The organism is Bacillus sp. YBsi01, from assembly GCF_038406745.1.
Classification (GTDB): domain Bacteria; phylum Bacillota; class Bacilli; order Bacillales; family Bacillaceae; genus Bacillus; species Bacillus siamensis.
Window position 1 is genome coordinate 2073887 of record NZ_CP151679.1, and the last position, 14690, is coordinate 2088576.

General features: G+C 47.0%; 14 protein-coding genes. 11 read left to right on the forward strand and 3 right to left on the reverse strand.

The annotated features are described in order from the left end of the window. Window positions 1-4 precede the first annotated feature (4 nt). Together AADZ70_RS10345 and AADZ70_RS10350 are read left to right on the forward strand one after the other, a co-directional pair. A complete protein-coding gene (locus AADZ70_RS10345) occupies window positions 5-1288 on the forward strand; it encodes a HAMP domain-containing sensor histidine kinase (RefSeq protein ID WP_095241416.1) in 1284 nt (427 codons plus the stop codon). 45 nt (window positions 1289-1333) lie between these two features. Further along, window positions 1334-1720, forward strand: coding sequence for a kinase-associated lipoprotein B (locus AADZ70_RS10350; protein WP_342006998.1), 387 nt, complete (start codon window positions 1334-1336; stop codon window positions 1718-1720). 24 nt (window positions 1721-1744) lie between these two features. Here AADZ70_RS10350 and kapD read toward each other — a convergent pair whose 3' ends face one another. Next, window positions 1745-2362: a 3'-5' exonuclease KapD gene (gene kapD, locus AADZ70_RS10355; RefSeq protein ID WP_342006999.1), complete on the reverse strand. Its 618-nt coding sequence runs from the start codon at window positions 2360-2362 to the stop codon at window positions 1745-1747. A gap of 151 nt (window positions 2363-2513) precedes the next feature. Here kapD and AADZ70_RS10360 point away from each other — a divergent pair, with 151 nt between their 5' ends. From AADZ70_RS10360 to AADZ70_RS10370, 3 genes are all read left to right on the forward strand, one after another. After that, on the forward strand, window positions 2514-3758 hold the full coding sequence (locus AADZ70_RS10360) for a multidrug efflux MFS transporter (RefSeq protein WP_342008057.1): 1245 nt from the start codon (window positions 2514-2516) through the stop codon (window positions 3756-3758). A gap of 90 nt (window positions 3759-3848) precedes the next feature. Beyond that, a complete protein-coding gene (locus tag AADZ70_RS10365) occupies window positions 3849-5723 on the forward strand; it encodes a transglycosylase domain-containing protein (protein WP_016938134.1) in 1875 nt (624 codons plus the stop codon). 21 nt (window positions 5724-5744) lie between these two features. After that, complete coding sequence (locus tag AADZ70_RS10370) at window positions 5745-6158, forward strand: thiol-disulfide oxidoreductase DCC family protein (protein ID WP_016938133.1); 414 nt, start codon at window positions 5745-5747, stop codon at window positions 6156-6158. Window positions 6159-6172: 14 nt separating this feature from the next. Here the strand turns inward: AADZ70_RS10370 and AADZ70_RS10375 are convergent, their stop codons facing one another. Next, window positions 6173-6730, reverse strand: a complete 558-nt coding sequence (locus tag AADZ70_RS10375; RefSeq protein ID WP_045925838.1) for a YufK family protein — start codon at window positions 6728-6730, stop codon at window positions 6173-6175. Between the two features lie 174 nt (window positions 6731-6904). Between AADZ70_RS10375 and malK the strand changes: the two genes are divergently transcribed. From malK to AADZ70_RS10405, 6 genes are all read left to right on the forward strand, one after another. Continuing rightward, window positions 6905-8506: a malate sensor histidine kinase MalK gene (malK, locus tag AADZ70_RS10380; protein WP_342007000.1), complete on the forward strand. Its 1602-nt coding sequence runs from the start codon at window positions 6905-6907 to the stop codon at window positions 8504-8506. Beyond that, a complete protein-coding gene (locus AADZ70_RS10385) occupies window positions 8499-9206 on the forward strand; it encodes a response regulator (RefSeq protein ID WP_016938130.1) in 708 nt (235 codons plus the stop codon). The genes malK and AADZ70_RS10385 overlap by 8 nt, the downstream gene beginning before the upstream one ends. Window positions 9207-9605: 399 nt before the next feature. Beyond that, entirely contained in the window at window positions 9606-10679 is a 1074-nt protein-coding gene (locus AADZ70_RS10390; RefSeq protein WP_342007001.1) for a BMP family protein, read from the forward strand. A 139-nt stretch (window positions 10680-10818) separates the two neighbouring features. Next, window positions 10819-12351: an ABC transporter ATP-binding protein gene (locus AADZ70_RS10395; protein WP_342007002.1), complete on the forward strand. Its 1533-nt coding sequence runs from the start codon at window positions 10819-10821 to the stop codon at window positions 12349-12351. After that, on the forward strand, window positions 12344-13390 hold the full coding sequence (locus AADZ70_RS10400; protein ID WP_047476991.1) for an ABC transporter permease: 1047 nt from the start codon (window positions 12344-12346) through the stop codon (window positions 13388-13390). The genes AADZ70_RS10395 and AADZ70_RS10400 overlap by 8 nt, the downstream gene beginning before the upstream one ends. Next, window positions 13391-14350 (forward strand): ABC transporter permease, encoded by a 960-nt coding sequence (locus AADZ70_RS10405; RefSeq protein ID WP_049627257.1) that lies wholly within the window; start codon window positions 13391-13393, stop codon window positions 14348-14350. 44 nt (window positions 14351-14394) lie between these two features. On the opposite strand, the gene AADZ70_RS10410 is transcribed toward AADZ70_RS10405, so the two are convergent. Continuing rightward, window positions 14395-14613: a hypothetical protein gene (locus AADZ70_RS10410; RefSeq protein ID WP_047476990.1), complete on the reverse strand. Its 219-nt coding sequence runs from the start codon at window positions 14611-14613 to the stop codon at window positions 14395-14397. Window positions 14614-14690 lie beyond the last annotated feature (77 nt).

Here is a 14690-nt window from a genome sequence, read left to right on the forward strand (position 1 = left end):
ATAAATGGAGATTGTAAAGGATTATCTGCTTCACTTCTCTTTTCTTTTATTTCCTATTTTTCTCTATCAAGTCTTCTGGCTCAGCAAGCCCGATTTGCTTGTGCCGAGAGCGAACCGCCTGCTGGTCGCCGTATTTGCAGCGGCATCTTCATTATTATGTACGGCTTTTCCCATCCAGGAGCTTCATTCCGTCCGTTACGGATTGCAGCTGATTCCCATTATCGTCTGCCTGCTTTATTCCGGAACTGCCGCAGGACTTGCCGCAGGAGCAGCGTCTGTTTTGTTCCAGCTCATATGGTTTGAACCTTCCGCTCTTTTTTTCTTATCCTTAATTCCTTTTTTAATCATCATCTCTATCCAGCTCCAAACGAAATGGCCCTTTTTTTCAAAGCGGAAGAAACTGATTTTCGCTCTTCTCATCGGCTGTACTGAAGCCGCCTTATTAACCGCATCTGTCTTCATCTATTCCGTGACCAATATTTTCAACTTTCAAAATCTATCTTCCGTATATTATGAGGCGGGAGTATCCATTTTTTTTCAGATCAGCGCTCTTGTGCTGTGCATTTATTTGATTGAAATCATTGATGAGAATGCGTCCATGCGGGCAAGGCTGATTCACTCAGAGAAAATGGCTGTTGTCAGCGAGCTTGCGGCAAGCGTCGCACACGAAGTCCGCAATCCGCTCACGGTCGTCAGAGGTTTCGTGCAGCTGCTGTTCAGCGGCGATCAGCTTCAGGATAAATCACACGCCGGGTATCAGAAGCTTGTGCTGTCCGAACTTGACCGGGCTCAGACGATCATAACGAATTATCTGGATATGGCGAAGCAGGATGACTACGAAAAAGAAAAGTTTGATATTTCTCTGCTTGTGAAGGAAACAGGTTCCTTAATGGAGTCATACGCCAATTTTAAATCGGTGACCGTTACTGTTCGAAGCGAGCCGGATTTATATGTGTTCGGGGATGTGAAAAAACTGAAACAAGCCTTCATTAATCTGATTAAAAACAGTATTGAAGCCGTGCCTTCTGAAAACGGCCATATCGAGGTCTCCGTCCAAAAACAGGAACAGATGATTCTCATTCAGATTACGGATAATGGGATCGGCATGTCCGACGAAGAACTTCAAAAACTCGGCAAGCCGTATTATACGCTGAAGACTAACGGCACTGGACTTGGGCTTACTGTGACATTCTCCATTATTCAGCATCATGAAGGCTCCGTCTATTTCACCAGCGGAGAGCACTCGGGCACCACGGCCTCTGTCAGGCTTCCGGCAGCTGTTCTCTAGCCAATCGCGTTGATCTTATATAGAATAAACAGAGAGGTGAACGCAATGAATTCATTTGAAATCGGCACAATCGTAAAAGGGTTTTATAAAACAGGAGTATACATAGGGGAAGTGACAGACGTCAGGCCCAATCACTATTTAGTAAAAATTAAAGCCGTTCTGACGCATCCCGCTCAAGGAGATCTTCATCATCCGAAGCAGGCGGATGTTCCGTTTTTTCATGAAAGAAGAGCGCTGGCATTCGGAGAACAGACAAACTTACCGCATCATATGGTCAAACCGTTTGAAGGCGAAGTTCCTGATTATACGGCTTCCTTACAAGCGGCGGCTGCCCGGCTGAAAGATCAGCTCACAGCGGACGGCTCAGAATGGGCGAAACGTTCGCTCGCCAACTTGGCCGTGTTAGAGCGCGACTATTTTAAAAGACTATGACCCAGTCGGCATGATTGGGTTTTTTTATGTGGCCCGGCGAAACAGTTCAGTCAGATCGACGCGATCGCCGATCGTCGGAGGTTTCGGTTTTTCAAGGTATTGTTTATCCCGTTCGACAAGCTTGAATAATTTATAAGTCGTCTGCGCATCATCAAGCGCTTTATGATGTGTGCCCGTCCCTTTATCGCCATACTCTTCAGCCGCTTTCCAAAGCCCGGTCAGAGTTCTGTCTCCGAAGAAGTTTTTATATTCAAGGGACAAATCCCGGAGTTCTCCTTTAAATGGAAAGGGGATGTGGTTAAACATGCAATTTTGCTTTAACACTTTCATATCCATATTGCCCCAGGTGACGATCGTGCAGTTTTTATCAGGGTCAAGCTCATTTAATTTGCGGATGAATTCATTAAACGTGATTCCGCCGTCCACGTCTTTTTGGGTGATGTTCAGAAAGGTTTTGCATCGTTTTGTCAGCTTCGGAAATTTTTTCGGTTTGATATAACTCGAAAACGTTTCAGTCACTTCATCATCCACTGTCTTGACAATCCCCGCTTCAATAATTTCGGGAAAGAAATTTTGCGGGCTGTATTTTCCGTCAGGCATCGTAAATTCAAAATCAATAATGAGCAGACTGCGCTGATCCACTTTTTTTACACCTGCCTTTCCTCCGATCAAAAATGATATTTTATGATAGTATATCAGTTTCCCCTCTGAAACTTTCTTCATTTTCTAAAAATAATGAATTTTCCTATATCCGCATCGAAAATACAAATACCGGATTCATTCCTATATACTTATAATTAGACACACGAAAAGTAAAGAAGGTGATGTTATTTCTGTCCGTAAGAAGAACTTCGTCGTCATTTGGATTACAAATTTCTTTATTTCCGCCAGCATGACTATGATTGTTCCGTTTCTTTCGTTATATATTGAAACGATCAGCCCCCATTCGGACGGGTATGTGCAGAGATGGAGCGGTTATGTGTTCGGCGTCACGTTTTTAATGGCGTTTGTGATTTCCCCGTTTTGGGGAAGATTCGGCGATAAGCGCGGCTACAAAAAAATTCTCTTGATTACAGGCACCGGCATTGCCGTCAGCATTTTATTGATGGGGTTTGTGACATCGGTTTATCAGCTGTTTGTCCTCCGGCTGCTTATGGGCCTTGTCACGGGCTTTGTTCCGACATCACTGGCGATGATTTCGGCGCAGACGCCGAAAGAGACTGCCGGGAAAACACTCGGCACGCTGCAGATGGGTCAGGTGTCAGGCACTTTATTCGGGCCGATGCTGGGCGGGCTGCTTGCTGACAGCTTCGGGTTTACGTACACGTTTTTTATTACGTCTTTTGTCATTTTCGCATCTGTGCTTCTCGTTTTATTTCAGGTCAATGAGCAGCCGCTCGGCGAGAAACAAAGCAAGCGGAAAACCTACTCCAGAAAACAGGTGCTCTCTTATATTTTTCACCAGCCCGCGCTTTGGGCGATGATGGTGCTTACTATGATCGTGCAGACCGGCAATTTCAGTATTCAGCCGCTGCTCGCTTTATATGTCAATGAGCTGCACGGACCTGTTAATTTAGCTTTTTTCTCCGGAATGGCGTTTTCAGCGACCGGACTCGGAAGCTTGCTGCTTGCCCGGAAATGGGGAGACCTCGGCGACCGCTTCGGCCACAGCCGGATCTTAATCGTGCTTTTGATTGCCTCAGCGGTGTTTTTTATTCCGCAGGCGCTCGCCTCCTCCCTTTCCATCCTTTTAGTCTTCAGATTTCTGTTCGGGATGGTCATGGGCGGGACGCTGCCTTGTATTACGGCAGCGATCCGCGTCAGGGCGCCGGGCAGCATTCAGGGGGAGGTGCTCGGCTATAACGTCAGCTTCCGTTTTCTCGGAAACGTAATCGGCCCTCTGCTCGGCGGTGCGGTTTCGAGCGGTTTTTCCATTTCGGCCGCTTTCTACGTCACCGCCTTTCTCTTTTTGGCAGGCGCGGGGCTTTTATGGCTGGCCGGACATTTGCAAAAAGATACAGCGTCTGATGCGGGCTGACCGATCAGCAATTACGATTTCTTCTAAATTTAACCTTCTCGTATTCTTAAAAGAATGATACGATATGGCTAGAAATCAGGAGAAAAGAGAGTGACCATGGTACGTAAAATAATCGGATGGATTTTGCTGCTCGGCATTATCCCGTTGTTTGCATTTACAGTTATTGCTTCCGGCAAAGAGGTAAAACAAATTAAGCCTTTTGATCAGGTGCTCGATAAACATATTGATTTAAAAGCGATCAACCTGGTTCAAAACAGTTACATGTATGACAGGGACGGAAGCCTTGTTTCTGAGATTGTCAGCGATCATGAGAACCGCGTGATCGTGCCCTTTAATAAAATACCGAATGAGGTAAAACAGCTGTTTTTAACCTCTGAAGACCGTCATTTTTATGAGCATAAAGGGTTTGACTTTATGGGGATGGTCAGAGCGGCCGCCTCCAATTTCAAAGATCATAAAATTGACCAGGGCGCCAGCACCATCACCCAGCAGCTGGCGAGAAATGTGTATTTAAGCCATGAACGCACCTTCAGCCGAAAACTGACGGAGCTGGCCTATTCCTATCAGCTTGAGAAAAAATACAGCAAAGATGAGATTTTGGAAGGCTACTTAAATACGATTTATTTTAATAACGGTGTATACGGTGTCGGTTCGGCGGCACAATTTTATTTCAGCAAGCCGCTGAAATCTCTCACCTTGGGAGAAATGGCCTTTATCTGCGCCATCCCTAATAACCCTACATTATATGATCCTCTCAAGCATTTTGACTATACGAAAAAACGACAAGTCAGATTGCTTAACGGATTAAAAAAAGCGGGTGTCATATCCGGAAAACAGCTGAAAAAAGCCGAAAAGGAAAAGATCAAGCTTGATATAAACGAAAAAACAAACAAATATCCTGACTATGTTTCCTATGTAAATGATGAATTCACACAGCTTGTTTCATCATCTGAAGGCTATGACAAACGCCTTGAAAAAGCTTCCGGAAAGGCGAAACAAAAAATACAGAGTGAGCTTTCCGATAGAGTCGGCACATTGTTAAAAGACGGTGTGAAGATTTATACGGCGCTGAATCCGTATATGCAAAATCAGGTCGTCGCCCAAGTGAATCAAAATCTGCCGTATGCAGGCGTTCAGGGCGGAGCGGCCGTGATTAATCATCAGACGCATCAGATTATCGCGCTTTCAGGCGGGAAAGATTATCATAAATATGATTTCAACCGCGCCTATCAGGCATACAGACAGCCCGGTTCATCCATTAAGCCGCTGCTTGATTACGGGCCTTACATTGAAAAGACCGGCGCAACGCCGCACAGCAAGATTGACGCAAGCAAATTCTGCAGTGCGGATTACTGCCCGCAGAACTATAATAACCGCACGTACGGGACGGTTACGCTGGAAACGGCGTTTAAATACTCGTACAATACACCGGCCATCAGAATCATGGACCGCGTGGGCGTCAATAAGGCGTTCAGCTACCTTGAACCGTTTCATTTCGCGAAGCTGGTCAGCGCGGATTACCGTCTGCCTGCGGCGCTTGGCGGTTTTACAAACGGCATGACGCCGCTTGAGATGACCAATGCGTACACCACGTTCGGAAACAACGGCGTTTATACGCCGAGTCACGCGATTACGAAAGTGACTGATTTAAAAGGAAAAACGATATTAAAATGGAAAGATGAGCCGACGCAGGTATTCAGCGTGCGGACCAACATGCAGATCAAAGAAATGATGAAAGCCGTCGTGAAAAGCGGAACAGGGAAAAAAGCGAACTTTAAAGCTCCGTACGTCGGCGGAAAATCAGGGACGTCAAATGACTATCACGATATGTGGTTTGTCGGCCTGACGGATGCTTACACGATGGGGGTATGGGTCGGCAAGGATACACCGTCAAGCGTCGAATATCTACATGACGCAAGCCCTCAGCTTTCGATCTGGAAAAACACGCTGCAGGCAGCTTATTAAAGATAATGGAGGGGATCCGACTTGAAACCAGCTCAGCTTCCGGACCGCGTGCTTTTGTTTGACGGCGTCTGCAACTTATGCAGCGGCGCCGTTCAATTCATCATTAAACGCGATCCGGCCGGCCTGATCTCATTTGCATCATTGCAATCAGATACCGCCCGGGAGCTTTTGGCATCAGAAGGACTTCCGACAGAACAATTTGACAGCATGATTTTTATCGAAAACGGGCGGATCTACAAAAAATCCGCAGCCGTATTAAAGGCTGCCCGGCATCTCTCCGGGGCCTGGCGGCTGTCAGCGGTTTTTTTCGCAGTGCCCCGCCCTCTCAGGGACAGAGCTTATTCTTTCATCGCCCGGCGCCGTTATAAATGGTTCGGAAAGAAGGAAGCATGCATGCTCCCCTCCCCTGAGATCAAAAACCGATTTCTATCCTAATAAAAATGGCTAGCTTACACAGGTAAGCTAGCCATTATGCTATTATAAAGCTTGATAAAGATGTACAAAATACCGATAACAAAAGTAAACCAAAACAGAATCTCAAGCAATATGAAACCGATCAGCGAAACGACCGAGAGCGTTGAATAGATTCTGTACACCATGAAGATCAAATAAACGAGCGTGACAACGGCAAAAAACGCCGCAATCCAGAAACCATTCTGCACAAGCGCAAAGGAAAGAATTCCGCCGCCTACATAAATTAAAGAGCCTAATCTGATTTTTTTCAGGTTTTCCCCTTCAGGGTCATTTGTGAAAAATAATAGAGACAGCTCTGTCACTGTGTTTGCAATCAGCTTCAAAGCCGAAAAAAGCATAAAATACACAAGGGCGAACGCTGCAAAAAGCGCCAGTCTGATCCCTTTCTCAGAGAAATAATCCAGCATTCCCTGATACATGCCGAGCGTCTGAAGCATCTTCATGACATAAAGCGAGGTAGAAATGGATAATGACGAACTAAAAAGCAGAATCGCAACGAGCGGAAAATAACCCGTCCAATAAGTATTTTTCATATAAAAAGTCCCTTTCTGTAATCTACTTCACTTATTATGGAGGACTTAAAACACATTGACAAGATAAAAAATTCCATTTTTCCTCACTTTTACGAAATAAGAGCCCGATCTTCACAAACCGGCTTTTTCGGAGTAAAGTAGAACGCGGGAATGATAAACGTAAGGAAGGCTGTCATGAAAAAAACATTAAAATTGCAAACCCGATTAACGATATTCGTCTGTATTGTCGTTCTTATCGCACTTTGTATCACCTTTTTCACCATCAGCGTCCAGACCGCAGACCGCGTGAAAGAAGAAGAACGGACAACCGCCCTGCGCACCGCAAAGCTGGTCGCAGAAACACCGAGTGTCGCGCAGGCATTGCAAACAAGAAAAGGGCTGCAAGAGCTCCGGCACTATACACTGGATGTCCAGCATACGACAGGAACCGAATTTGTCGTGGTGATGGATATGAACAGCATCCGTCTCACCCACCCCGACGCAAATAAAATCGGCAAGAAATTCACCGGCGGAGACGAGCAGCCGGCGATGCACGGCCATATCAAAACGAGCACATCAGCAGGAACGCTCGGGAAATCCATGAGAGCCTTCGTTCCGATCTACGGAAAAGATAAAAAACAAGTGGGCGTCGTTTCGGTCGGAATTTCGCTTAACAAAATACAGGATGTCGTCAGCCACAGTTTGAGACCGCTTTATTTCATTATCTGCGTAAGTATTTTTGTCGGCGTCATAGGAGCCGTCATTGTCGCCCGCACCGTTAAAAACATTATGTACGGTCTTGAGCCTTATGAAATTGCCACTCTGCTTGAAGAGCGGAGCGCCATGCTCGAATCCACGAAGGAAGGCATCCTCGCGGTTGACGCGCGGGGAAAAATTAAGCTTGCCAATGCCGAAGCGAAACGCCTCTTTATTAAAATGGGTATTCCGACTAATCCGGTCGATCAAGATGTGAACGATATCCTTCCGAAAAGCCGGCTGAAGCAGGTGATTGAAACGAAAAAACCGCTTCAAGACAGGGATATCCGCATTAACGGACTTGAGCTTGTTTTTAATGAGGTTCCGATTCATCTGAAAGGACAAACCGTCGGAGCGATCGCCACTTTCAGGGACAAAACGGAGGTCAAACATTTAGCAGAACAGCTGTCCGGTGTTAAAATGTATGCAAACGCATTAAGAGCACAGTCCCATGAATTCATGAATAAGCTTCATGTCATTTTAGGACTTGTCCAGTTAAAAGAATACGATGATCTCGGCACTTATATTAAGGATATCGCCATTCAGCAGAAGACGGAAACAAGCGAGATTATCAGCGATGTCAAAAGTCCGGTTCTTGCAGGGTTTCTGCTAGGAAAACAAAGCTATATACGCGAACAGGGCGCTGACCTGGACATTCAGCTCGGCAGCATGATTCCGAATGCGGCGGATCCCGCCGTCATCCATGAGCTCATTACGATTATCGGAAATCTGCTGAACAATGCGCTTGATGCGGTGGCGCAGATGCCGAAAAAAAACATTACGTGTTCGATGCGGTTTCAGGATCGACTGCTTGATATAGAAATTACGGACACCGGAGCCGGAATGTCCGCCAAAGACCAAACCCGTATTTTTGAACAAGGCTATTCCACGAAAGGGACAAACCGGGGATTCGGTCTCTATTTTACCCAGCAGGCAACAGAAAATTTAAAAGGCCACATGATTGTGACAAGTGAAAAGAATGAAGGAACGACTTTCAGTCTTCGCATTCCGTATGAACCGAAGGAGGAAAATGATGATTAATGTACTCATAGTTGAAGACGACCCCATGGTGGGTGAATTAAATAAACGCTATCTCAGCCAGATTGAAGGCTTTCAGCTGAAAGGGATCGCTTCATCCTTTCAAAGCGCGCTGCACGTGTTAAGCGAGCATCATATCGACCTCATCCTCCTTGACATTTATATGCCGGGAAAAAACGGTCTTGAGCTTTTAACGGAAATCCGCAAACAAAATGAATCGGTCGATGTCATCGTCATTTCAGCCGCAAGCGAGCTGGATGTCATCAAAAAAACACTTCGGTACGGCGCCGTCGATTATTTAATCAAACCATTTGAGTTTGACCGCTTTCAAACCGCCCTTTCCGACTACAGACGCAAGCAGAAGGTTTATCAATCACACAGAAGCATGACACAGAAAGAATTAGATGCGGAGCTTTTTCAAAAGAAAGTAGCGGCGGAAAAGGTTCACCTTCCGAAAGGACTGACAAAAAGCACGCTTAAACTCATCTGGGCGAGCATCGAATCTTTCGGCGACAGCTCTTTTACTACGGAAGACCTCGCCAAGCATACTGAAATCTCGCAAGTCTCCATCCGGAAATACCTTAAATTTCTTGAAGACATTCAAGTGCTGAACGTAGAGATGGCGTACGGCACGATCGGCAGACCCGTCTTTCAATACCATATCAACACCGGCAATGTCAGCACCATAAAACAATATTTATAATGTCAAAAGCGCCGTTCCGCCGTGAACGGTGCTTTTTACTGTCATATCCCCTGACAAAAGGCTTGAGATTCCGTTTTGATATGCTATATAAGAATAATGACCCGACGGAGCCGCCGATGATTTATCCAAATGAGGAAACAGATTCATAATATTGATATTTTTTTAAAAATAAGCAAATTTCTATTTATTTATGCTGGGTAAAATGATAAATTATGATTGGTTAGCTGATCTTTTCAGATATGACATAAGTCCCGAACTAACACGAGACAGCCGCTCAAAGCGGGAAAAAGAGAGACGTCTCATCACTATTATCAGAAAGTTTTTTCGATTCTGTATCCTGTCGGCGGCTCAAGTCTGAAAAAAACGGCATCAGCCATATTTTACAGGGGGGTTATATCTTTGAAAAAACGCAAAATCGGAATGGCGGTAGCGCTCATCGCGGCGGCCGGAACCCTATTAAGCGCATGCGGTTCGAGTGACAAAGCAAACGGCTCCGGCAGCAAAAACTTTACCGTCGGCATGGTCACGGATATCGGCGGAGTCGATGACAAATCATTTAACCAGTCCGCCTGGGAAGGCATTCAGGCATTCGGAAAAGACAAGGGGCTTACAAAAGGCAAAAGCGGGTTTGACTATCTCCAATCAAAATCAGATGCAGATTACACAACGAACTTAAATAAATTAGCACGGGAACACTTTGACCTGATTTACGGCGTCGGGTACCTGATGCAGGATTCCATCAGCGAAATCGCCGATCAGCGCAAAGACACGAATTTTGCGATTATTGATGCCGTTGTCAAAAAAGACAACGTGGCGAGCCTTACATTTAAAGAGCAGGAAGGTTCATTCCTCGCGGGAGTAGCGGCTGCGTTATCGAGCAAAACGGGAAAAGTCGGATTTGTGGGCGGAATGGAGTCTGAATTGATCAAAAAATTCGAAATCGGCTTCCGCGCCGGTGTACAAGCCGCAAATCCGAAAGCGGCCGTCGAAGTGAAATATGCGGGCGGATTCGACAAAGCCGATGTCGGCAAAGCGACGGCTGAAAGCATGTACAAATCAGGCGTTGACGTCATTTATCACGCGGCCGGCGCAACGGGTACGGGCGTCTTCACGGAAGCCAAAAACCTTAAAAAAGAAGATCCGAAACGCAACGTATGGGTCATCGGCGTTGATAAAGACCAGTATGCGGAAGGTCAAGTTGAAGGCACAAAAGACAATGTCACGCTCACATCAATGATCAAAAAAGTGGATACAGCCGTGAAGGACTTAACGAAAAAAGCAAGTGACGGCAAATTCCCGGGCGGCAAAACATTAACTTACGGATTGGCACAGGATGCAGTCGGCATCTCGGATCACAAGGAAAACCTTTCTGACGATGTCATCAAAGCAACAGACGATTGGAAGAAGAAAATCGCGGACGGACTCGAGATCCCTTCAACTGAAAAAGAATTGAAATCTTTCAAGGCTGAGTAAGAATCAGGGGATAAGGAGACTTTCGTGCTTATCCCCTCTCTTTTTTGGAAAGAGCGGTGAAGGAAGAGCTGCATCTCTTGCAGCTTTTCTTTTGCCAAGCTTTTTCATCAAAGCATCTCTGAAAAGGAGCGTCAAATCGGTGGATTATATCATTGAAATGCTTAATATACGCAAAGAGTTTCCCGGAATCGTTGCCAATGATGACGTCACACTTCAAGTGAAAAAAGGTGAAATACACGCCCTGCTCGGGGAAAACGGCGCGGGGAAATCGACACTCATGAACGTTTTATTCGGCCTGTATCAGCCGGAAAAAGGTGAAATCCGGGTGCGGGGTGAACGTGTTCACATCAACAGCCCGAACAAAGCCAACGATCTCGGCATCGGAATGGTGCACCAGCATTTTATGCTCGTGGATACCTTTACTGTCTCAGAAAATATTATTCTCGGAAAAGAGCCGAAAAAATTAGGACGGATTGACAGACAGCGCGCCGACCGGGACGTGCGCGATATTTCCGACCGTTACGGCCTGCAGATTGATCCTGAAGCTAAAGTTGCCGATATATCTGTCGGTATGCAGCAGCGGGCGGAAATATTAAAGACCCTCTACCGGGGCGCGGACATTCTCATTTTTGACGAGCCGACCGCGGTGCTGACCCCGCACGAAATTCAAGAACTGATTCAGATTATGAAAAACCTGGTCAATGAAGGAAAATCCATTATCCTCATCACCCACAAATTAAAAGAAATCATGGAAGTCTGCGACCGTGTCACCATCATCCGGAAAGGAAAAGGCATTACAACACTCGATGTCGCACATACGGATCAGGATGAACTGGCAAGCCTTATGGTCGGACGCGCAGTTTCATTCAAGACGGATAAACAGCCGGCTATACCGAAACAGGAAGTGCTTTCGCTTTCTGATGTAACGGTGAAAGACGCGCGCGGAGTTGAGGCGGTCAAACAGCTCTCCCTCTCTGTCAGAGCCGGTGAAATCGTCGGCATTGCGGGCGTTGACGGCAACGGCCAATCTGAATTAATCGAAGCCATTACAGGTCTCAGAAAAACACATGCCGGCACGATCACGTTAAACGGCAAACAGCTGCAAAACATGCCGCCGCGGAAAGTCACTGAATCAGGAATCGGGCATATCCCCCAGGACAGGCATAAACATGGACTCGTTCTAGATTTTCCGATCGGAGAAAATATCGTGCTGCAAAGTTATTATCAAAAGCCCTACTCTTCTTTCGGCATATTAAATAAACACGCGATTTATGACAAAGCGCGAAGCCTGATTGAAGAATACGACGTCAGAACGCCTGATGAATATACGCCCGCGCGCTCTCTCTCGGGAGGAAATCAGCAAAAGGCCATTATCGGCCGGGAAGTGGACAGAAATCCCGACCTATTAATTGCCGCCCAGCCGACGCGGGGGCTCGATGTCGGCGCGATTGAATTCGTCCATAAAAAGCTCATTGAGCAGCGTGACGCCGGTAAAGCTGTGCTGCTGTTGTCTTTTGAGCTTGATGAAATCATGAATCTCAGCGATCGCATCGCCGTCATCTTTGAAGGCAGCATCATCGCAAACGTCAATCCGCCGGAAACAGACGAGCAGGAGCTTGGTCTTTTAATGGCGGGAAGTAAGCAAATGGAGGCAGGGAACATACATGATTAATCGACTTTCTCATCTGGCTGTGCCGCTGATTGCAATCATTCTTGGTCTGGCTGCGGGCGCGGTCATCATGCTTGCCAGCGGCTACAATGTCGCAAGCGGGTATTCGGCTCTTTGGAACGGCATTTTCGGTGAAATGTATTATCTCGGGGAAACGATCCGGCAGATTACGCCTTATATTTTATCCGGATTGGCCGTGGCGTTCGCATTTCGGACCGGCCTGTTCAATATCGGTGTTGAGGGACAGCTCCTTGTCGGCTGGACGGCCGCGGTTTGGGTCGGGACTTCCTTTGACGCTCCCGCTTACATCCACCTCCCGCTTTCGTTATTGGCGGCTGCTGCCGCGGGAGGCATTTGGGGGCTGATTCCCGGATTTTTAAAAGCCCGTTTTTTTGTTCACGAAGTGATTGTCACGATCATGATGAATTATATCGCTCTTCATTTAACCAATTACCTCATATCCGATGTCATGACGGACCACAGGGACAAAACAGACAAAATTCATGAAAGCGCGTCGCTCCGCTCGCCGTTTTTAGAGCAGCTGACAGACTACTCCCGCCTTCATTGGGGGATACTGATCGCTTTGTTTGCGGCAGTCTTCATGTGGTTTATCATTCATAAAACAAAAAGCGGATTCGAATTTCGGGCTGTCGGCTTTAATCAGCACGCGGCACAATACGCCGGAATGAGCGTCAGAAAAAATATGATGTATGCCATGATGATTTCCGGCGCCTTCGCGGGGCTTGCCGGGGCGATGGAAGGACTCGGAACCTTTCAATACGCGGCGGTTAAAGGCGCGTTTACCGGAGTCGGCTTCGACGGCATCGCGGTTGCGCTTCTAGGGGGCAGCACGGCAATCGGCGTGGTTCTTGCGGCCTGTCTTCTCGGCGGCCTTAAAGTCGGCGCCTTAAATATGCCGATTGAATCCGGTGTGCCTTCTGAAGTCGTTGACATCGTCATCGCCATTATTATTTTGTTTGTGGCATCAAGCTACGCCATCCGGCTCATCCTTGATAAATTGAAGAAAAAGGGGGCGAAGTAAGTGGACTTCCTGCAGATTTTATCCATAATTGTCCCGGCCACACTCGTTTATGCGGCTCCGCTTATTTTAACCGCTCTCGGCGGCGTGTTTTCTGAAAGATCGGGGGTTGTCAACATCGGTCTGGAAGGCCTGATGATTATCGGCGCCTTTACAAGCGTCATGTTCAACTTATTTTTCGGACGTGAGCTCGGCGCCGCTGCCCCGTGGCTCGCCCTGGCTGCGGCTATGATTGCCGGCGGACTGTTCTCGCTGATTCACGCGGCTGCCGCGGTTTCTTTCCGCGCCGATCAGACGGTAACCGGGGTGGCGATCAATATGCTCGCGTTAGGAACGACGCTGTTTATCGTTAAGCTGATATACGGCAAGGCGCAGACTGATAAAATCCCGGAGCCTTTTTACAAAACGAACATTCCGGGGTTAAGCGACATTCCGATTTTAGGAAAGATCTTCTTTTCAGACGTATATTATACTTCGATTCTAGCCATCGTACTGGCCTTTGTTTCTTGGTTTATTTTATTCAAAACACCGTTCGGCCTTCGCATCCGTTCTGTCGGAGAACACCCGATGGCGGCAGATACGATGGGAATCAACGTGTTCGCCATGCGCTATATCGGCGTCATGATCAGCGGGCTGTTCGGCGGCCTCGGCGGCGGTGTGTATGCTTCTACAATCGCGCTTGATTTCACGCACTCCACCATTTCCGGACAAGGCTTTATCGCTCTTGCCGCGCTTGTTTTCGGCAAATGGCATCCGATCGGCGCGCTCGGGGCTGCGCTGTTCTTCGGATTTGCGCAGAGTTTGAGCATTATTGGCTCGCTTTTGCCCCTGTTCAAAGACATTCCGAATGTATACATGCTGATGGCTCCTTACATTCTGACCATTCTCGCGCTTGCCGGGTTCATCGGCCGCGCGGATGCGCCTAAAGCCAACGGCATCCCTTATATTAAAGGAAAACGCTGATCATCATACAAAAAGAGTTCCGCGCCCTGATGCCGGAACTCTTTTCATCTATAAACGATTCTAATATATTCACGCGGCTGAAACGGCTTTTGCATTGATTCAGCCGCACTCAGCTTGTCGTTCGCGTATTCTGTCCCGAGAAAAAAATACTCCCATTCATCTGCCTCCGTCTCCTGCCTCCCTTTGCAGAAATCGTCCGCTATGAATGTTCCTGCAATAATAGAACAAAATATTCCAATACAGGCCGCCGCCTTTCTTTTCATCTGACCAGCTCCTTTTGTAAAGCTTGATCTGAAAGCTAAATGTATATACAAAGATCCGGATATTTGATAAATTAATT

What these genes read in the sequence shown, in the direction of transcription:
- AADZ70_RS10410 (WP_047476990.1), bottom strand. Translation starts at nt 14,613, where the DNA reads ATGAAAAGAAAGGCGGCGGCCTGTATTGGAATATTTTGTTCTATTATT.
- AADZ70_RS10345 (WP_095241416.1), top strand. Translation starts at nt 5, where the DNA reads ATGGAGATTGTAAAGGATTATCTGCTTCACTTCTCTTTTCTTTTATTT.
- AADZ70_RS10385 (WP_016938130.1), top strand. Translation starts at nt 8,499, where the DNA reads ATGATTAATGTACTCATAGTTGAAGACGACCCCATGGTGGGTGAATTA.
- malK (WP_342007000.1), top strand. Translation starts at nt 6,905, where the DNA reads ATGAAAAAAACATTAAAATTGCAAACCCGATTAACGATATTCGTCTGT.
- AADZ70_RS10400 (WP_047476991.1), top strand. Translation starts at nt 12,344, where the DNA reads ATGATTAATCGACTTTCTCATCTGGCTGTGCCGCTGATTGCAATCATT.
- AADZ70_RS10350 (WP_342006998.1), top strand. Translation starts at nt 1,334, where the DNA reads ATGAATTCATTTGAAATCGGCACAATCGTAAAAGGGTTTTATAAAACA.
- AADZ70_RS10375 (WP_045925838.1), bottom strand. Translation starts at nt 6,730, where the DNA reads ATGAAAAATACTTATTGGACGGGTTATTTTCCGCTCGTTGCGATTCTG.